Raw genomic sequence first — 18809 nt, 5'->3', positions numbered from 1 at the left:
TCGCTTCAGCTGTCCTGCGTGTCTTGTTCCGCAGTTTCGATCGCGGGCAGCGACTCAGTCATCGAAGCGTGACACACCGCCAGAATCTCATCGGCCAGCGCCGAGTCATCCGGGCAGGCGCGCGACAGCATGATCGCCCCGACGGCGCGGGCCAGCAGGTCGATCATCCGGGTTCGGCCCTCACCTTGCGGTGCATCCGCTGCGGTCGGGTATTTCTCGCCGAGCGTCTGCAACGTGCGCTCGATACCTTCAGCGAACGCCGCTTTGACATCCCCGGACTGCCGCGCCGCATCGCCGCACAGCGCTGCCATGGTGCAACCGGTGGAGCGGCCATCGCGATGCTCGCGCGACACGTACACATTGATGAAATCCTGCACGCTCATGCTTTCGGCGGCGGCCGTGGACTGCGCCAGGCTGTTGGCCGAGGCTTCGGCCATCAGGTCGGCCTTGGAGCCGAAGTGCTTGTAGAAACCGCCGTGAGTAAAACCGGCGGCCGCCATCAGGTCAGCCACGCCGACCCCGTCATAACCGCGTTCGCGGAACATCACTGATGCCGTTTCGACAATGTGCTCGCGATTGGCCTGAGCCTGAGCCTTGGATACGCGCATGTTGAATACCTCCAGCGCTGAAAATTCATCGGCCGATGATACATAGATGTTGGCCATAATCAAAACCGTTGACAGGTTAGATTTCGATCATCATCCTAAAGGCCCGCAATCAGTCTTCAACTGACAAAGAGCCCACACCATGACTACTCGCCCTACTGTTCTGATCACTGGCGCCTCCTCCGGCATCGGCGCGGTTTACGCCGCACGTTTCGCCCAACGCGGGCACGATCTGGTGCTGGTCGCCCGTGACCACGCGCGCCTGGACACCCTTGCTGCCGGTTTGCGCGCTGAACACAACGTCAATGTCGGAGTGCTACAGGCCGACCTGACGCAACTGAGCGACCTGCAAACCGTCGAGGCGCGTCTGCGTGACGACGCGCGCATCGGTATCCTCGTCAACAATGCCGGCGCGGCGCAGTCCGGTACCTTCATCGAGCAGAGCACCGACAGCGTGGCGCAACTGGTCGCGCTCAACACCACGGCGCTGGTGCGTTTGGCCAGTGCCATCGCCCCGCGCCTGGCCAAGGCCGGCGACGGCGCGATCATCAACATCGGCTCGGTGGTGGGCCTGGCGCCGGAGTTCGGCATGTCGGTGTATGGCGCGACCAAGGCGTTCGTACTGTTCCTTTCCCAGGGCCTGAGCCTGGAACTGTCGCCACAAGGCGTGTACGTGCAAGCCGTGCTGCCTGCCGCCACCCGCACGGAAATCTGGGACCGCGCCGGTATCGACATCAACACCCTGACCGACATCATGGAAGTCGGCGACATGGTCGACGCCGCGCTGGTCGGTTTCGACCGTCGCGAAGTCGTGACCATCCCGCCGCTGCACGAAGGCGAGCGCTGGGATGCCTTGCAAGCGGCGCGGCAAGGCCTGTTGGCGCAGATCCGCCAGTCGGCGGTGGCGCAGCGTTATCTGACTCAAGCCTGAGCCCTTCCGGACCCGCTGCAAACGCGGCGGGTTCCTACCGACAAGAGCATCCGCAATGAAGGCATTTTTCATCGAGCGCTACGGCAAGCAGAACGGCCGGATTGGCGACCTGCCCGAGCCGCTTGTTGGCGCTCACGACGTGCTGATCGAAGTGCGCGCCAGCAGCGTCAACCCGCTGGATCTGAAGATTCGCAGCGGCGAATTCAAGATGATCCTGCCCTATCAAATGCCTTTGATATTGGGCAACGATGTCGCCGGCGTGGTGCTCAGCACCGGTGCGGCGGTCAAGCGTTTCAAGCCGGGCGATGAGGTTTATGCGCGTGCGCCTGAAAACAGGATTGGCACGTTTGCCGAACGCATCGCTGTCGATGAAACAGCGATCGCGTTGAAACCCGCCAATCTCGTTATGACCGAGGCGGCTTGCATGCCGCTGGTGGCGTTGACGGCGTGGCAGGCCTTGGTCGAAGTCGCCGGGCTGCAAAAAGGCCAGAAGGTGCTGATTCACGCCGGCTCCGGTGGCGTTGGCACGGTCGCCATTCAAATGGCCAAACACCTCGGCGCTTTTGTTGCGACTACGACCAGCACGGCGAATGTCGCGTGGGTCAAGGCGCTGGGCGCTGATGTGGTGATCGATTACAAGCAACAGGATTTCGCCATTGAGCTGCGCGACTACGACGTGGTGCTCAACAGCCTCGGCGGCGATGTGCTGGAGAAATCGTTGAAAGTGTTGAAACCGGGCGGAAAACTGATTTCCCTGTCAGGGCCGCCGACTGCGCAGTTCGCTCAGGAGCAGGGTTTGTCCTGGCTGCTGGGGCTGGTCATGCGTCTGCCCAGCAGTGGCATTCGGCGCAAGGCGCGCAAGCATGGGGTGGATTATTCGTTTCTGTTTATGCGCGCCGATGGCGTTCAGTTGCAAAAAATCACTGCGTTGATTGAGGCAGGAGTGATCAAACCGGTGGTTGATCGTACGTTTCCGTTCGATCAGATTGGTGACGCGTTGCACTACGTTGAACAAGGTCGGGCCAAGGGCAAGGTTGCCATCGCGGCCATCCTCAAAAGCCCCTCACCCTAGCCCTCTCCCGGAGGGAGAAGGAACTGACCGACTTGTTTGATCGAGTGATTCCAACCTGCAATACCGAGGTGAACACAAGTTCTGAAAAGCCACCAATCGGCTCCCTCTCCCCGGGGAGAGGGCTGGGCGGGCGGCGTTCCGATGAGGGGTGAATTCAGCGCGGTGTTTGTAGATGTGCATTGCAACTGCACGCCCGACTCGCCATCCCCGTTGAAACGTCGAGAAACCCTCTCAACTTGCATTTCGCCCATCCTGCACCACGCTTGATTCACAGAAGTGCACGTTTTCATGGCAAAACTGCGGTTAACTGAATGGTTAGTTACCGCTATAATCCCGCGCTTCATTCAAACGGGACTTTCAATGTGAACCACAGTCAACGCGTCTCAGGCGTTTCAACGTTCATTCTGGTCGGCCTTGGCGTGATCATCGCCCTGCTCGGTCTGGCGCTCGCGGTCGGCGGTGTGAAGCTGGTCAGCCTGGGCGGTTCCTGGTACTTCCTGGTCGGCGGTCTGGCGATGACCGTTTCCGGTGTGCTGATCGCACTGAAGAAAACTGCAGGCGCCTGGCTGTTCGCCGCATTTCTCGTGGCCACCGCGATCTGGGCCGTGGCTGACGCCGGGCTGGTGTTCTGGCCGGTGTTCTCGCGGCTGTTCATGTTCAGCGCGATCGGTATGGTCGTCGCTCTGGTCTACCCGCTGCTGGCGCGCGCCAATGGCCGCGTAGCCGGTCGTGGCGCGTATGCCGTGGCCGCTGTGCTCGCGGTCGGTGTCGCGGTTGCTGCCGGCAACATGTTCGTCGCTCACCCAACCGTTGCCGCGACTGGCACTGGCCCGGGCCTGACTCCGGTCGAGCCGGCCAAGGCGCAGAAAGACTGGGCGCACTACGGCAACACTGAAGGTGGCAGCCGCTTCGCCGCGCTCGACCAGATCAACCGCAACAACGTCGACAAATTGAAAGTCGCGTGGACCTACCACACCGGTGACGTCGCCGAGAGCGATGGCAACGGCGCCGAAGACCAGCTCACCCCGCTGCAGGTCGGCAACAAGGTGTTCATCTGCACCCCGCACAACAACCTGATCGCCCTCGATGCCGACACCGGCAAAGAGCTGTGGAAGAACGCGATCAACGCGCAATCGAAAGTCTGGCAGCGCTGCCGTGGCATGGCCTATTTCGATGCCACCGTCACCATCGCTCAGCCGAGCAACTCTTCGATCATCGAAGCCAAACCCGAGCCGGCTGCCAACTGCCAGCGCCGTCTGCTGACCAACACCATCGATGCCCGCCTGATCGCGGTCGATGCTGACACCGGCGAGTTCTGCCAGGGTTTCGGCAACAACGGCCAGGTCGATCTGAAGGCCGGTCTGGGTGATGTTCCGGACAGCTACTATCAGTTGTCGTCCGCGCCATTGATGGCTGGCACCACCGTAGTGGTTGGCGGTCGTGTTGCCGACAACGTGCAAAGCGACATGCCGGGCGGTGTGATCCGTGGTTTTGACGTGATCACCGGCACCATGCGCTGGGCGTTCGACCCGGGCAACCCGCAGGATCGCAACGCACCGGCCGACGGCAAAACCTACGTGCGCAGCACGCCGAACAGCTGGGCGCCGATGTCCTACGACGCGGCGACCAACACCGTATTCCTGCCGATGGGCAGCTCGTCCACCGACATCTATGGTGTCGAGCGCAGCGAACTGGACCATAAGTACGGCGCCTCGATCCTCGCGCTGGACGCCAGCACCGGTGAAGAACGCTGGGTGTTCCAGACCGTGCACAACGATCTGTGGGACTTCGACCTGCCGATGCAGCCGAGCCTGATCGACTTCGACAAGGACGGCCAAAGCGTTCCGGCGCTGATCATCGGCACCAAGGCCGGGCAGATCTATGTGCTCGACCGCGCCACCGGCAAGCCGCTGACCGAGGTCAAGGAAGTACCGGTGAAAGCCGCGAACATCCCCAACGAGCCGTACTCGCCGACTCAGCCGAAATCCGTGGGCATGCCGCAGATCGGCGCGCAGCACCTGACCGAATCGGACATGTGGGGCGCCACGCCGTACGACCAGTTGCTCTGCCGCATCGACTTCAAGAGCATGCGCTACGACGGTCTGTACACCGCACCGGGTACCGACAAATCGCTGAGTTTCCCGGGTTCGCTGGGCGGCATGAACTGGGGCAGCATCTCCACTGACCCGGTGCACGGTTTCATCTTCGTCAACGACATGCGCCTGGGTCTGTGGATCCAGATGATCCCGTCGCAGAACAAAGGCCAGGCCGCTGGCGGTGGCGAAGCGCTGAACACCGGCATGGGCGCTGTTCCACTCAAAGGCACGCCGTACGCGGTGAACAAGAACCGCTTCCTGTCGGTGGCCGGCATTCCGTGCCAGGCGCCGCCGTTCGGCACTTTGACCGCGATCGACATGAAGACCCAGAAAGTCGCATGGCAGGTTCCGGTCGGCACCGTTGAAGACACCGGTCCCCTGGGCATCCGCATGCACTTGCCGATCAAGATCGGTCTGCCAACCCTCGGCGGCACCCTGTCGACCCAGGGCGGCCTGATCTTCATTGCCGGCACCCAGGACTTCTACCTGCGCGCCTTCAACAGCGGCAACGGTGAAGAAGTCTGGAAAGCCCGTCTGCCGGTCGGCAGCCAGGGCGGCCCGATGACTTACGTTTCGCCGAAGACCGGCAAGCAATACATCGTTGTCACCGCTGGCGGCGCACGCCAGTCGACCGATCGTGGCGATTACGTGATGGCTTACGCCCTGCCGTAACTCGCTGCCGCACAACCAACCTCCTCCAAGCGCGCGGTGCCCCAAAGCACCGCGTCGCCGTTTTATTGCGTTAAAGATTTCAGCAGGAAGGATTCACATGTCATCGGCTGTTCGCTTTTCTCGTACCAAACTTTCCACTGGCCTGTTGCTGGGCCTGAGCTGCACCACTGCCCTCCCCGCGCTGGCCGCCAGCGATTCCGATCTGCTGACCCGCAGCGCCCTCACCGGTGACTGGGGCGGCTTGCGTCATCAACTCGATGCAGACGGCGTCAAGTTCACTGGCGATTACAGCGGCGAAACCGCTTACAACGCCGACGGCGGCCTGCACCGTTCGGCGCGCTACTCGCAGAACATCAAACTCGGCGTGCAGTTTGATCTGAGCAAACTCTACGGCGTCGACAACGCCGGCAAAGTGCAACTGACCATCAACGACCGTCGCGGTAACAGCGCTTCGGAAGATCTGGTCGGCAACCGCCTGCCGATTCAGGAAAACTACGGCGGCCTGTACACGCGCCTGACTGAACTGAGTTACGAGCGCAGCCTGTTCACCCCGGCGCTGAACGTGAAGCTCGGCTACATGGCCATGGGCAACGACCTCGGCGGTCTCGACAGCGGCATTCTGTGCAACTTCATGAACGCCGGTTTTTGCGGCCATCCGCTGAACATGTCCGGCGGCAGCGGCTGGACCAACTACCCCAACGCTCGTCTGGGCGTGCGGGTCAAATACGACCTGTCGCCGTCCTGGCAGCTGCGTGTGGCGGCGTTCAACGTCGACCCCGAGAGCAACGGCAATTCCAGCCGCGCCTGGCATATGGGGCCGAAGCACACCACTGGCACCGTCGTGCCGATCGAGTTGGTGTACAAGCACGCCGGCGAGCTGCCCGGCGAGTACAAGCTCGGCTATTACTACGACAGCTCCGACGTCAAACGCATTGGCAGCGACGACGAGGTGTCCGGGCGTGGCGGGCATTATCTGCTGATCGATCAGGCCGTATGGCGTTCGCCGACCTCCGAGGGCCGCAGCCTGCATGCGTTCGGTCAGTATTCGGCGGCCAGCGAAGCGGCCTCGCCGTTCAGCAAGTGGTACGGCACCGGCGTGGTTTTGTACAAACCGTTCGAAGGCCGCCCGCGTGACACCTTGGCGCTGGGCTACGGCCGCGCCGTGCCGAACCCGCGCAGCCGCGATGTGCAGCAGGATGCCGCGCTGGCCAATGGTGCTGCGTTTCCGAACCTCGATAGCGCCGAGCAGTTGATCGAGTTGGGTTACGGCTACCAGGCCACCCCATGGCTGACCCTGCGGCCGAACCTGCAATACATCATCGAACCGGGGGCGTTTTCCGGGCAGGACATCGATAATGCGCTGGTGGTGGGTTTGCAAGTAAAGGCTGCACTTTAAGCCTTTGGTGAAAGGCTGCCGTCATCGCGAGCAGGCTCACTCCTGCAGGATTGGCGGCGTGCGCAAAATCCCTGAAAAACACAAAACCACTGTGGGAGCGAGCCTGCTCGCGAAAGCGTCGGGTCAGGCGACTGCGATATTGAATGTAGCGCCGCCTTCGCGAGCAGGCTCGCTCCCACACGGGATTTGTGTTGGATCAGGGAATTGTGATTCGCCGCGCAAAATTGTAGGAGTGAGCCTGCTCGCGATGGCATGGGCTCAGGCAACAACTGTCTTGAATGTTCCAACCAAGCTCTTCAGCGCACCGACCACCCGCCCCACCTGTCGAAATTAATTCCAGCCCATCGGTGAATTATTTCGTGTCCGCATGTATCTGAGCCAGAAGAGCCGGCGCCATCATGGAGATGGCATCGCAGCGGTAATCTGGATCAGCGAGCGGGAACAGCGCAATGAAATCACGCAAGAACACCGTCAAACCGATCGGTTTGAAAGACATCACCATTGTCGACGACGCCAAGATGCGCAAGGCGATCACCGCCGCCGCACTGGGCAACGCCATGGAATGGTTCGACTTTGGCGTCTACGGCTTTGTCGCCTATGTGCTCGGCAAGGTCTTCTTTCCCGGCGCCGATCCCGGCGTGCAAATGATCGCCGCGCTGGCGACCTTCTCCGTGCCCTTCCTCATCCGTCCGCTTGGCGGTTTGTTCTTCGGCGCGCTGGGCGACAAGTACGGACGGCAGAAAGTCCTCGCCGCGACCATCGTCATCATGTCCCTGAGCACCTTCGCCATCGGCCTGATTCCGTCCTATGCCTCGATCGGCATCTGGGCGCCGATCCTGCTGTTGCTGGCGAAAATGGCTCAGGGTTTCTCGGTCGGTGGCGAGTACACCGGTGCCTCGATCTTCGTCGCTGAATATGCCCCGGACCGCAAACGCGGCTTCCTCGGCAGTTGGCTGGATTTCGGCTCGATCGCCGGTTTCGTCTTCGGCGCCGGCGTGGTGGTGCTGATTTCGACGATTCTCGGTGAACAGCGCTTCGAAGAATGGGGCTGGCGGATTCCGTTCTTCCTCGCCCTGCCGCTGGGCATGATCGGCCTGTATCTGCGCCACGCCCTGGAAGAAACCCCGGCGTTCCAGCAACACGTGGAAAAACTCGAACAAGGCGACCGCGAAGGCCTCGCCGGCGGCCCGAAGGTGTCGTTCAAGGAAGTCGCAACCAAACACTGGCGCAGCCTGATGACCTGCATCGGCGTGGTGGCGGCGACCAACGTCACCTATTACATGCTGCTCACCTACATGCCGAGTTACCTGACGCACAACCTGCATTACAGCGAAAACCACGGCGTGCTGATCATCATCGCGATCATGGTCGGCATGCTCTTCGTGCAGCCGTTGATCGGTTTCATCAGCGACAAGATCGGCCGCAAGCCCTTCATCGTCGTCGGCAGCATTGGCCTGTTCATCTTCGCCATTCCGGCATTCATGCTGATCAACAGTGGCAGCATCGGCCTGATCTTCTCCGGCCTGCTGATCCTCGCGGTGCTGCTCAACTTCTTCATCGGCGTGATGGCCTCGACCCTGCCGGCGATGTTCCCCACGCACATCCGCTACAGCGCGCTGGCCAGTGCCTTCAACGTCTCGGTGCTGATAGCAGGTCTGACCCCGACTGCCGTGGCCTGGCTGGTGGAAAGCACCAACGATCTGTACATGCCTGCGTATTACCTGATGGTCATCGCCGTGGTCGGTCTGGTCACTGGCGTGACCATGAAGGAAACCGCCAACAAGCCCCTGCGCGGCGCGGCCCCGGCGGCTTCCGACCTCGAAGAGGCCAAGGAGCTGTTGCAAGAACACCACGACAACATCGAGCAGAAAATCGAAGACATCGATGCCGAAATCGCCGCGCTGGAAGCCAAGCGCAAGGAACTGGCGCTCCAGCATCCGCGCATCGATTGATCAGTGCGGCGCCGGCAATCGGTCCGACGCCGCGCCGAGCTTGAGCTAGCCTTGAAACCGGATCGCATGCCATTCAAGGAGTTCACATGTTCAAGCTGATCAAAAGTTCGGTCGCTGGCGGATTGCTCTTCGCCAGCCTCCAGGCCGAAGCCGGCGGCATCATGATTTACGAGGCCGGCCACGAAGGCACCGGGCTGGCCAACGCCGGCTCTGCGGTCATGGCCAGCGACCCGAGCATTCTGATGACCAACCCGGCGGGCATCAGCCAACTGGCGGGCACTCAGATCAACTTCAACGCGCAGTTGATCCTCGGCGACGTCAGCTTCTCCCGCGACAACGCCAATACCTTCGGCGGCAACGAAGGTGGCAACGCCTTGAAGTACCTGCCCGGCTCCAGCTTCTTCATCAGCCATCAACTCGATGAGCGCTCCTCGATCGGCTTCGGCATGTACGGCAATTTCGGTCTGGCGCTGGACTACGACGATGACTGGGCCGGGCGCTATTTCGCTCAGGAGTCGGCCATTATCGGTGTGTCGTTCCAGCCCACCTATGCCTACAAGATCACCGACGACCTGTCCGTCGGCCTCGGCCCGCGCTTCATGCTTGGCTACTTCCGCACCGAAGTGGCGGTCAACAATAACGTGCTCGGTCTGGGCAACGCCGAGGATGGTCAGTTGCGTTACAAGGACACCGACTGGGGCACGGGCGCCAACGTCGGCGTGCTCTACAACCTCAACGAGCGGACCAGACTCGGGCTGGCCTGGACCAGCAAGATCAAGCTCAAATTCGAAGACAAACCCGAGCTGAAGAAAATCACCAATCCGCTGCTGCGTCTGGCGCTCAACCGTCTCGACGCCGATCAGCTGAACGTCGACATGAACGTGCCGCAGACCGTCACCACCAGCGTGTCCTACCAGCTCGATCCGCAGTGGACGTTGCTCGGCAGCCTCGGCTGGCAGGACTGGAGCGATTTCGGCAAGGTCGGCGTGGAAGTCGATACCGACCTGGGCTCGACTGCCAGAACGGCGCAGCGGCAATACAAGGACACCTGGCATGCCTCGATCGGCGCGCAGCACCAGATCAACCCGAAACTGCGCTGGAACGTCGGCCTCGGTTACGACTCCTCGGCAGTGGACGACAAGGATCGCACCGTCGACAACCCGATGAACGAAGCGTGGCGCCTGGCGACCGGGGTCAGCTATGCATTGCAGGACGATGTCGACGTGCACATGAGCTACACGCTGATCTACCTCGGCGACATGGACGTGCAACAGACCAAAGCGCGCTCCGGCGGCTCGGTCTCCGGCGAATACAAAAACGCCGCCCTGCATGTGCTGGGCGGCGGCGTGGTCTGGCGTTTCTAGGGATCACTCATCCTTCGGTGCCTGCGCCGGTGCGGTGAACCACTGCTCCGGCGGCACGCGTTTTTCCTGCTGCGGATCGCCCAGGTAATGCGGCGACATGATCTGCACGCCGTATTCATTGAACACGTCCTGAATATTGGCGTGGAGCATGCTCAGCAACACCGCACGCGGGCGCGGCTGGCTGGGGATGGCCTGGGCCACTAGGCGATACTCGGGATAGAAGTCCGACAGCGCGGTCTGGAACACCTGCGCCGGCGGGTCTTCGAGCACGCCCGGCGTGCGTTTGGCCGCCTCCAGCAGCATCGCTTCGACCTGGCGCCATGGCGTGTCGTAGCCGATGGTCACCACCGTGTCGACCACGTAGCCCGGACCTTGCACGGTGCGCGAGTAGTTCTTGGTCACGGTGCCGGTGATCATCGAGTTGGGCAGCGTCAGCACTTCTCCGAGGCCAGTGCGAATCCGCGTGGTGAACATGCCCAATTCGGTGACGGTGCCTTCGTACTCGCCGATCCTGACAAACTCGCCGGGGCGCAAAGTCCGCGTGTAGGTCAGGATCAACCCGGCCGCCGCTTGCCCGACGACACTGGTGGCGCCTAGGGAAATCATCAGTCCGATCAGCACCGACAAGCCTTTGAACGCATCGGTCCCGGCGCCGGGCAGATAGGGATAAGCCATCGCCAGCGCAAACAGCCAGACTGCCAGTGCGGTCAGGCGTTGCGTCGGTTGCAGGGTTTCATGGTTGAGCCAGCTGAACGTCCCCGGCGCGGCCATCCGGCGCAGGATGCGTCGGGTAAATGCGGTCACGCCCCGGGCGATGAAGAAAATCGCCAGCGCCACGCCCAGCCCCGGTATCGCATCGACGATGCTCTGCAACAGATAACCGGCCAGTTCCACCAGATAGTTGTTGAGGCTTTCGCCCCACGGCCGCGTATACGGGAAGCGTGACAGGACAAAGCCCAGCCATTCGTAGGTCAGCAGCAGGATCAGCAACCAACGCAGGAACAACAGACAGCGGCTGACCAACGGGTAGAGAAAATTCGAATCGATCAGTTGCACCCGCCCGACCTTCAGCGCCTTGGTGTGGCGATCCATCAGCGCCGGCAGTTTCGCCAACAGCTTGTGGCGCAGCCATGACAGGCACCACAGCAGCGCCAGATAGATCAGCGTGGCCACCGCGGCCAGCGCCAGCGAACGCACAATCATCTGCACGTTGCGCGCCTCACGGGTCTCGTTGACCACCTGGCGCAGTTTTTCCGCTGCGCCCTCGGCGGCTTCCTGCACCGAGGAATAGGCCAGGCTGTCGACGTCTTTCGGTGCAACGATGAACGCACGGGTATTGCCGATCAGCACCATGTAACTGTTCTGGATCGAATCAGTGCTGATTTTCAGCTCAGGGTCTTCCTCCAGCGCTTCACTGATCACCCGCTTCGCCCGCTTGCCCCGTGAGGCCGGCGCCTCGCCAAGAATGGTTGCGCGAAACAGCATGATGCTGCGGTTGGCCACTTTCAGTTCTACCGCTTCGTCCGTTGCTGGCGTGGTGTCTTCCAGTGCCTGGCCGAGCCCGGACCACAGTGTTGCAGCCAGCAGCATCGCCAGCACCATCAGCCTGTTACGCATGCGCCGTTCCTTATGGCTGATTGTCGTGAGGGGTTTCATCCAGCACTTGGCTGACGTCGGCCGGCTGATAGACCCAGCCGATGAACAATTCATAACCGACCGCCAGGATCACCGGCCCGGTGAACAGGCCGATGATGCCGCTGGTGACCATGCCGCCCAGCGCGCCGATCAGCACCACCGGCATCGGCACCGCCACGCCACGCCCGAGCAACATCGGTTTGAGCACGTTGTCGGAGAGCCCGGCGATCACCATCCACACGGCGAAGATGATCGTGCCGGGGCCGACGCCATCATGGGCAAAGACAAACACCACCACCGGCACGGTAACCAGCAGCACCGGCAGTTGCATGATGCCCAGCAGCAACACCATCAACGCCAGCACGCCGGCAGCGGGCACGCCCATGATCACTAGTGCCACACCGATCAAGATCATCTGGATAAAAGCGATACCGACCACGCCCTGCGCCACCGCGCGAATGGTCGAAGTGCACAGCTGCGCGATCTGCGGGCCACGCACCGGGCCGGAAATCCGCGTGGTGATCGCCACCGCCGTGCGATGGCCGCGTTCGCCGTGGGTCATGATCAGTCCGGCGACGATCAGCGCGACGACAAACACCACGATGCCTGCGCCGACGCCGGCGGCCTGATGCAACAGCACCCGGCCCCAACTGGTCAGGTGCGGCGCCAGTTCCTTGAGCACCCAGCTCAGGTCCTGCGAAGCGTGCATCCAGATGCCATACAACGGCGCGCCGATCAGCGGCCAGTCGGCGACATTGGCGGGCGGCGGCGGAATCTCGAACTGCCCCGCTTCCACAGTTTGCATGCCCACCTTCACCGAATCGGCCACGGATGCGCCGAGCAGACTCAGCGGCACCATCAGAATCACCAGCCCCAGCAATACCAGCACAATCGCCGCCCAACCGTAACGGTTGCCGAGTCTGGCGCCGAGCTTCTGGTTCAGCGGGTACAGGGTGACCGCGAGGATCAGCGCCCACAGCATCACATTGAGAAACGGATGGAAAATGTCGTAGCAGAACAGCACCAGAGTGGCGATCAACCCGGCGCGGATCAGTACGTCGAGCAAGGCTTTGGAACTGTTGAAGGCAATCAGCGGCTTATCTTCCATGGCGACATTCCTGAGCGGTGCTGCATTCGGGATGCGCTGAGCCTAGAACATGTTGGGCCGGTCTTCCTGTGGGGCGCGGGATTATCGGTTTACGCAACACATTGTGGGAGCAAGCCTGCTGGCGAAAGCAGTATTTCAGGGCCAAGACCCTTTTGAATCTGCCGGCGCCTTCGCGAGCAGGCTCGCTCCCACTAGGCTTTGCGTTAATCCTCAATCTCAACCCGCCCACAAATCCAGTGTGGGAGCGAGCCTGCTCGCGAAAGCGCAAGGTCAGGCAGCACGGATGCTCAGGCCATCTACCAACAAAACCATCACCACACCGATTACTCCGCCCGCCGCATGGTGTTAAATAGGCGCCAGTCCCGACCTTGTCGCTTCAAGCCGTGCCACGAGAACCGCTATGAAAACCCCTGCCCAGAACATCCTCGCTCAACAGGTGACCCCATGATCGAAGTCACCGAAGTCTCCATCGCCCAACTGCGCGCCGCCCTCGAATCCGGCCAGACCACTGCCGTGGAACTGGTGCAGGCCTATCTGGCACGGATCGATGCCTACGACGGCGCCGACACCCCGACGGCACTCAACGCCGTCGTCGTGCGCAACCCCGAAGCACTGAACGAAGCCCGCGCCTCCGACGCCCGCCGTGCCAACGGTGAAACCCTCGGCCCGCTCGATGGCATCCCCTACACCGCCAAGGACAGCTATCTGGTCAAGGGCCTGACCGCCGCTTCCGGCAGTCCGGCGTTCGCCGATCTGGTCGCCCATCGCGACGCCTTCACCATCGAGCGCCTGCGCGCTGCCGGGGCGATCTGCCTGGGCAAGACCAACATGCCGCCGATGGCCAATGGCGGCATGCAACGCGGCGTCTATGGCCGCGCTGAAAGCCCGTACAACGCCGCTTACCTCACCGCCCCGTTCGCCTCCGGCTCGTCCAACGGCGCCGGCACCGCGACCGCTGCGAGTTTCGCTGCGTTCGGCCTGGCCGAGGAAACCTGGTCGAGCGGTCGCGGCCCTGCGTCGAACAACGGCCTGTGCGCCTACACCCCGTCGCGCGGCGTAATCTCGGTGCGCGGCAACTGGCCGTTGACCCCGACCATGGACGTCGTCGTGCCGTTCGCGCGGACCATGGCCGACCTGCTCGAAGTGCTCGACGTGGTCGTCGCCGAAGATACCGACACCCGTGGCGACCTCTGGCGCTTGCAGCCGTGGGTGCCGATCCCGCGTGTCAGCGAAGTGCGCCCGGCTGCGTACAGCGAACTGGCCGCAGACGCCAAAGCCCTGGCCGGCAAACGCTTCGCCATCCCGCGCATGTACATCAATGCCGACCCCGACGCTGGCACCAGCGAAGCTCCCGGCATTGGCGGCCCGACCGGCCAGCGCATCAACACCCGTGCGTCCGTGATCGATTTGTGGAAACAGGCGCGTCAGGCCCTTGAGGCCGCTGGCGCCGAAGTCGTCGAAACCGACTTTCCGCTGGTTTCCAACTGCGAAGGCGACCGCCCTGGCGCGCCAACCGTGTTCACCCGTGGGCTGGTGTCGAAAGAGTTTCTGCACCATGAACTGTGGGATCTGACTGCCTGGGCGTTCGACGACTTCCTGCAAGCCAACGGTGACCCGAAGCTTAATCGTCTGGTTGACGTCGACGGGCCGAAGATCTTCCCGCACGACCCCGGCACCCTGCCCAACCGCGAAGGCGATCTGGCCGCCGGCATGGACGAATACGTGCGCATGGCCGAGCGCGGCATCACGCCGTGGAATGAAATCCCAACCGTGCCTGATGGCTTGCGCGGTCTGGAGCAGACCCGACGCATCGACCTTGAAGACTGGATGGACAGCCTCGGCCTCGACGCCGTGCTGTTCCCCACCGTCGCTGACGTCGGCCCGGCGGATGCGGATGTCAATCCTGCTTCGGCCGACATTGCCTGGAGCAACGGCGTCTGGGTGGCCAACGGCAACCTCGCGATCCGCCACCTCGGCGTGCCAACCGTCACCGTGCCCATGGGCGTGATGGCCGACATCGGCATGCCCGTCGGCCTGACCTTCGCCGGCCGCGCCTACGACGATTCGAACCTGCTGCGCTTCGCCGCCGCTTTCGAATCCACCGGCAGCAAACGCCAGATCCCACCGCGTACACCGCCGCTGGCTTGATGCACTGTGTCAGCTCCCACAAACCCTGTGGGAGCTGGCTTGCCAGCGATGGGGGCCTGACAGCCGCCACATTTCCACCTGACTATCCCACAGGGTTTGGTGTGAGGGCTGCCAACTCAGCACACCGGCCCAATCCTTTCCAGGCCAATCCGCCGATCATCAGCGCCATCCTGATGACCACCGGCCCTGACCATGATCAACCGCGCCCCCTCCCGCCTCACCCTGCTCGCCATGCTCTGCGGTCTGACCGGCACCGCCCACGCCAGCGGCTTTTTCGACGACGCCAAAAGCGATCTCTTGCTACGCAACTTCTACCTCAGCAACGACTACCGCTCGCCCACGCCTTCTGGGAAAAACTACAAACAGGAATGGGCACAAGGCTTTATCGGCAACTTCTCATCCGGTTTCACAGAGGGCACAGTCGGTTTCGGCATCGACGCCCACGCTTTCGCCGGCCTGAAACTCGACGGCGGCAAGGGCCATTCCGGCACCGGTCTGCTACCCATCGACAGCGATGGCCGCAGCGAACGCGACTATTCCAGCGCTGGCGGTGCGTTCAAGCTCAAGGTCTCGCGAACCACCCTCGCCTTCGGCGAAATGACCGTAGAAACCCCGGTCTTCGACACCTCCGACAAACGCCTGCAACCGGAATACGCCACAGGCTTTTTGCTCAACAGCGCCGAGCTCGACAACGTCAATCTGCTCGCCGGGCATTTCACCGCGTTCAAGAACCAGGACAGCTCTTCCGGCCAAGGCGACTTCTACGGTTACGGCGCCAACACCGAAGCGGGTGGCATCAGCTTCGTCGGTGCCGACCTGTTCAGCTCAAGCCCGATCGGCGGCGCGTTGTATGCCTCGGAACTGAGCGACACCTGGCACCAGTACTACGGCAACCTGCACTTCAAACAGTCCGGCGTGCTGCTCGACGCCAACCTCTACCACACCCGCGACACCGGCCGCGCCCGGGCCGGCGAAATCGACAACACCGCCTTCAGCCTCTCCGGCAAATACAACTTCGGCGCGCACGCGGTGATGCTCGGCTGGCAACGCATCAATGGCGACACGCCGTTCGATTTCGTCGGTGGCGACTCGATCTACCTTGCCAACTCGATCAAATACGCCGACTTCAACGGCGCCAACGAACGCTCCTGGCAAGCCCGCTACGACCTTGACCTCGGCGCCTTCGGCATCCCCGGCCTGAACTTCATGACCCGCTACGTCAGCGGCAGCCACATCGACGGAACGCACGCGCCCAAGGGCGGCGCCTATAACCCTTTCGACGCCGAGAGCGGCGACTATCAACCGCAACAAGGCAGCGGCGGCAAACACTGGGAACGCGATATCGACCTGAAATATGTCGTGCAATCCGGCGCCGCGAAGGATCTGTCGGTGCAGCTGTCGCACGTCACCCACCGCGCCAACGAAGCGCAGGCTGGCGATGATATTGACCGGATTTACGTGGTCATCCAGTACCCGTTGGGTTTGTGAGGTAACACGATCAACCCGCCCACAGGTTCCTGCGTCGGCCACAAACCCTGAGGTTGCTCCCTGAGATCCAAATCAATTGATTTCAGCGTACCGCAGCGCCTACAGCGGCTAGCCAAGTGCCATCACCTCGTTTATTCTGCGCCCCCGCATAAAAAGCCAAGCCAGGAAGGCATTGATTGACCTTCCTGTTTGTAGTCAATCAACGCAAGCAGATTCAGGGATGTACATGTTTCAGCTATTCAAACTCGGAGCGGCCGTCGTGCTCGCCGCGACGCTCAGCGGCTGCATTACCGAAAGCGCTTCCTGGGTCAGCGAACCCTTGCAACCCAAGGCAAGCGAGCCAGTCAGTTATCTCGTTGGCTCAATCGGGCCGCAATCACTCAAGCAATCAGCCGCTGACAACCAGCGAATCTTTTTCCGCAAACGCGGTTCCGAATACGGTGCGGCCGGCGTCTGGAAAATGGCCGGCGCTTACTCCACGCCGCAGGATGTTCAGGACGGTGTCGGCGCAGCGAGCGTATTCGTGCTTCCCCTGAAGCCGGGCGATTACGAGTTCTATGATTTCCAGTTCTTTTCCGCACGTTATCAACCTGGGCTAGGCACTGTTTTCACCTCGAGAGAGGCGCGGGAAAAATTCAACCTGCCGATGCGCCTGGAACCCGGCAAGGCCTATTACATCGGCGAGTTCCGCTCGTTCTGCCTGACAGCCGGTTTCTGCGCGTTCCGCTGGAGTGATCAGAACGCCCGCGATGCGCTGATTGCGCAACGTCTGGCGCCAGGATTGCCAACGCTGCAACCGCTGAAACTCGACCTCAACCGTGCTCAGCCCTACATCTTCACCGGCCCCATTCCGGGTATTGCCGTGGATGCCAAACCATGAAAAAAATCATCGCCCTCACCGCCGCCGCTCTGTTGACCGGTTGCGCGGCGACCAACACCTTGCCCGAGCGCACGCTTACGGACGCTCAGGATTATCTGCAGCCGATTCACGTTATGGTCGATGATCCGGAAAACGGCTCCAACCTGCGCAACCACCTGCGTCAGACCGGTGTGTTCCGCACTATCGAAACCGGCAGCGGTAAAGCTGACGAGTACAACGTGCAGGTCAAACTCAATGTGGAACGTCACCTGCCGCCGTTTCCGGTGATTCTGCTGAGCACCGCGACGTTGTTCTTGCTGCCGCTGTCGAACGAATTCGACACGCAAACCGAATTCACCGTGTTCCAGGGTGACAAGCGACTGAAGCAATACACCTATCGCAACATCACTCAAAAATACGTCTGGCTACTGGATCAGGGCGGCGAGATGCGCGAACAGAACCTCGGCCGCATCGCCCGCGCCTTCGCGCAGGATGTGCAGCAGGACCGGCTGATCCCGGCAGTCGCGCAATGAACCGCGCGATGATAAAAGTCGCCGGCCTGCTCTGTGCCTCACTGATGCTGGGCGGCTGCGCCAACACCTTGCAACCGCTCGATTACCATGCCGATCAGGCCTACGTGCCGGTCACGCTCGGCATGGGGCCGGCGTATACGCGCATCGACGAGCAGCATCAGCGCGAAACCGTCAGCGTCCTGAAAAAGACCGGCGCGTTCTCGATGCTCGATGGCGGTTACACCCGCAACGGCTACAGCCTGTTGATCACCGAACCCAGCGACGGCAAGGTCAACTGGCTGGCGCTGGTCAACGTCTTCACCCTGTTCACCTTCCCGATGCCCTACCACTACCAGGACAACCTGCGCGGCTCGGTCTTCAAGGATGGCCAACTGCTCAAAACCTACAACTACTCCCGCGAAGGCTGGAGCGTGATGACGTGGTATGTGCCGATTCCCGGGGTCGAGAACAAACGGCAGATGCTTGACCAGTTGTTGGTGGAAATGGACCGGGACAGGTTGATTCCGTATCAGCCATAAGGTTGGGTGATGTGGGCTGGTGCGGTGGACTGCGGCGCAATTCTTTGATTTAAACGAAGCTGTTTAAAAGACACCTGCGGATACGGTCTCAAGGCTACAAATCCTTGCGCCATTGCCTACAGCCAAGCCAGAATCCGCCGGCTTGTGCGCCTTGGGGGCGGGTTCTATTGTGGTGCGGTCGCTGACGAATCAGCGATCGGGTTTAGCGACCCGGATCTTGAATAGGTGCATCAGCGTTCCATGCTTTGTCGCGGATTCAATGTCTGCGACTGCGCCATGGTGGCTGTATGTGGGAGACCTTCGGGTCTGCCGGGTGCCTATAACCGGTTCGCTAACCTGCGTACAGCCGCCACCTCACTGTTTAGCGACAGTGCCTGACGGCTCCACTTAATAGGAGCTTCACCATGATCAAACCAACACCCAACCCACCCG

At 61.7% G+C, this 18809-nt stretch carries 14 protein-coding genes; 11 read left to right on the top strand and 3 right to left on the bottom strand.

Translation table 11 applies throughout. The features are described from left to right. Positions 1–5 precede the first annotated feature (5 nt). Positions 6–608: a TetR family transcriptional regulator gene (locus J5M66_RS11360; protein WP_207809506.1), complete on the bottom strand. Its 603-nt coding sequence runs from the start codon at positions 606–608 to the stop codon at positions 6–8. 139 nt (positions 609–747) lie between these two features. On the opposite strand from J5M66_RS11360, the gene J5M66_RS11355 reads away from it, so the two are divergent. The 6 genes from J5M66_RS11355 to J5M66_RS11330 all read left to right on the top strand — a co-directional run bounded on the left by J5M66_RS11355 (position 748) and on the right by J5M66_RS11330 (position 10088). After that, the gene (locus tag J5M66_RS11355; RefSeq protein WP_207809503.1) at positions 748–1536 is read left to right on the top strand and encodes an SDR family oxidoreductase; all 789 of its coding nucleotides are present in this window, start codon (positions 748–750) and stop codon (positions 1534–1536) included. A gap of 55 nt (positions 1537–1591) precedes the next feature. Beyond that, a complete protein-coding gene (locus J5M66_RS11350; RefSeq protein ID WP_207809501.1) occupies positions 1592–2608 on the top strand; it encodes an NADP-dependent oxidoreductase in 1017 nt (338 codons plus the stop codon). A gap of 362 nt (positions 2609–2970) precedes the next feature. Then, positions 2971–5376, top strand: coding sequence for a glucose/quinate/shikimate family membrane-bound PQQ-dependent dehydrogenase (locus J5M66_RS11345; protein ID WP_207809862.1), 2406 nt, complete (start codon positions 2971–2973; stop codon positions 5374–5376). A gap of 97 nt (positions 5377–5473) precedes the next feature. Next, positions 5474–6772 carry a carbohydrate porin gene (locus J5M66_RS11340; RefSeq protein WP_207809860.1) on the top strand — a complete coding sequence of 433 codons (1299 nt, stop codon included), beginning with the start codon at positions 5474–5476 and terminating at the stop codon, positions 6770–6772. Positions 6773–7221: 449 nt separating this feature from the next. After that, the gene (gene proP / locus J5M66_RS11335; RefSeq protein ID WP_024013032.1) at positions 7222–8724 is read left to right on the top strand and encodes a glycine betaine/L-proline transporter ProP; all 1503 of its coding nucleotides are present in this window, start codon (positions 7222–7224) and stop codon (positions 8722–8724) included. Between the two features lie 86 nt (positions 8725–8810). After that, positions 8811–10088, top strand: a complete 1278-nt coding sequence (locus J5M66_RS11330; protein ID WP_207809857.1) for an OmpP1/FadL family transporter — start codon at positions 8811–8813, stop codon at positions 10086–10088. Positions 10089–10091: 3 nt separating this feature from the next. Here the strand turns inward: J5M66_RS11330 and J5M66_RS11325 are convergent, their stop codons facing one another. Together J5M66_RS11325 and J5M66_RS11320 are read right to left on the bottom strand one after the other, a co-directional pair. After that, positions 10092–11705, bottom strand: coding sequence for a mechanosensitive ion channel domain-containing protein (locus J5M66_RS11325; RefSeq protein WP_207809855.1), 1614 nt, complete (start codon positions 11703–11705; stop codon positions 10092–10094). A 10-nt stretch (positions 11706–11715) separates the two neighbouring features. Further along, positions 11716–12831 carry an AI-2E family transporter gene (locus J5M66_RS11320; RefSeq protein ID WP_207809852.1) on the bottom strand — a complete coding sequence of 372 codons (1116 nt, stop codon included), beginning with the start codon at positions 12829–12831 and terminating at the stop codon, positions 11716–11718. Between the two features lie 444 nt (positions 12832–13275). Here J5M66_RS11320 and J5M66_RS11315 point away from each other — a divergent pair, with 444 nt between their 5' ends. From J5M66_RS11315 to J5M66_RS11295, 5 genes are all read left to right on the top strand, one after another. Further along, entirely contained in the window at positions 13276–14979 is a 1704-nt protein-coding gene (locus tag J5M66_RS11315; protein WP_122611565.1) for an amidase, read from the top strand. Positions 14980–15171: 192 nt separating this feature from the next. Next, positions 15172–16467: an OprD family porin gene (locus J5M66_RS11310; RefSeq protein ID WP_207809850.1), complete on the top strand. Its 1296-nt coding sequence runs from the start codon at positions 15172–15174 to the stop codon at positions 16465–16467. Between the two features lie 226 nt (positions 16468–16693). Next, the gene (locus J5M66_RS11305) at positions 16694–17347 is read left to right on the top strand and encodes a hypothetical protein (RefSeq protein WP_038862158.1); all 654 of its coding nucleotides are present in this window, start codon (positions 16694–16696) and stop codon (positions 17345–17347) included. Beyond that, positions 17344–17859: a hypothetical protein gene (locus J5M66_RS11300; RefSeq protein WP_207809847.1), complete on the top strand. Its 516-nt coding sequence runs from the start codon at positions 17344–17346 to the stop codon at positions 17857–17859. The genes J5M66_RS11305 and J5M66_RS11300 overlap by 4 nt, the downstream gene beginning before the upstream one ends. Positions 17860–17867: 8 nt before the next feature. Beyond that, a complete protein-coding gene (locus tag J5M66_RS11295) occupies positions 17868–18377 on the top strand; it encodes a hypothetical protein (protein ID WP_243432987.1) in 510 nt (169 codons plus the stop codon). Positions 18378–18809 lie beyond the last annotated feature (432 nt).

The sequence above is a fragment of the Pseudomonas sp. 67(2021) genome (genome assembly GCF_017491835.1).
In the GTDB taxonomy this organism is placed as follows: domain Bacteria; phylum Pseudomonadota; class Gammaproteobacteria; order Pseudomonadales; family Pseudomonadaceae; genus Aquipseudomonas; species Aquipseudomonas atacamensis.
Note: the sequence above shows the minus strand (reverse complement) of the source record. Positions and strands in the feature narration are given on the sequence as shown.

What these genes read in the sequence shown, in the direction of transcription:
- J5M66_RS11355 (WP_207809503.1), top strand. Translation starts at nt 748, where the DNA reads ATGACTACTCGCCCTACTGTTCTGATCACTGGCGCCTCCTCCGGCATC.
- J5M66_RS11330 (WP_207809857.1), top strand. Translation starts at nt 8,811, where the DNA reads ATGTTCAAGCTGATCAAAAGTTCGGTCGCTGGCGGATTGCTCTTCGCC.
- J5M66_RS11310 (WP_207809850.1), top strand. Translation starts at nt 15,172, where the DNA reads ATGATCAACCGCGCCCCCTCCCGCCTCACCCTGCTCGCCATGCTCTGC.
- J5M66_RS11340 (WP_207809860.1), top strand. Translation starts at nt 5,474, where the DNA reads ATGTCATCGGCTGTTCGCTTTTCTCGTACCAAACTTTCCACTGGCCTG.
- J5M66_RS11320 (WP_207809852.1), bottom strand. Translation starts at nt 12,831, where the DNA reads ATGGAAGATAAGCCGCTGATTGCCTTCAACAGTTCCAAAGCCTTGCTC.
- J5M66_RS11305 (WP_038862158.1), top strand. Translation starts at nt 16,694, where the DNA reads ATGTTTCAGCTATTCAAACTCGGAGCGGCCGTCGTGCTCGCCGCGACG.
- proP (WP_024013032.1), top strand. Translation starts at nt 7,222, where the DNA reads ATGAAATCACGCAAGAACACCGTCAAACCGATCGGTTTGAAAGACATC.
- J5M66_RS11350 (WP_207809501.1), top strand. Translation starts at nt 1,592, where the DNA reads ATGAAGGCATTTTTCATCGAGCGCTACGGCAAGCAGAACGGCCGGATT.
- J5M66_RS11360 (WP_207809506.1), bottom strand. Translation starts at nt 608, where the DNA reads ATGCGCGTATCCAAGGCTCAGGCTCAGGCCAATCGCGAGCACATTGTC.
- J5M66_RS11325 (WP_207809855.1), bottom strand. Translation starts at nt 11,705, where the DNA reads ATGCGTAACAGGCTGATGGTGCTGGCGATGCTGCTGGCTGCAACACTG.
- J5M66_RS11315 (WP_122611565.1), top strand. Translation starts at nt 13,276, where the DNA reads ATGATCGAAGTCACCGAAGTCTCCATCGCCCAACTGCGCGCCGCCCTC.
- J5M66_RS11295 (WP_243432987.1), top strand. Translation starts at nt 17,868, where the DNA reads ATGATAAAAGTCGCCGGCCTGCTCTGTGCCTCACTGATGCTGGGCGGC.
- J5M66_RS11300 (WP_207809847.1), top strand. Translation starts at nt 17,344, where the DNA reads ATGAAAAAAATCATCGCCCTCACCGCCGCCGCTCTGTTGACCGGTTGC.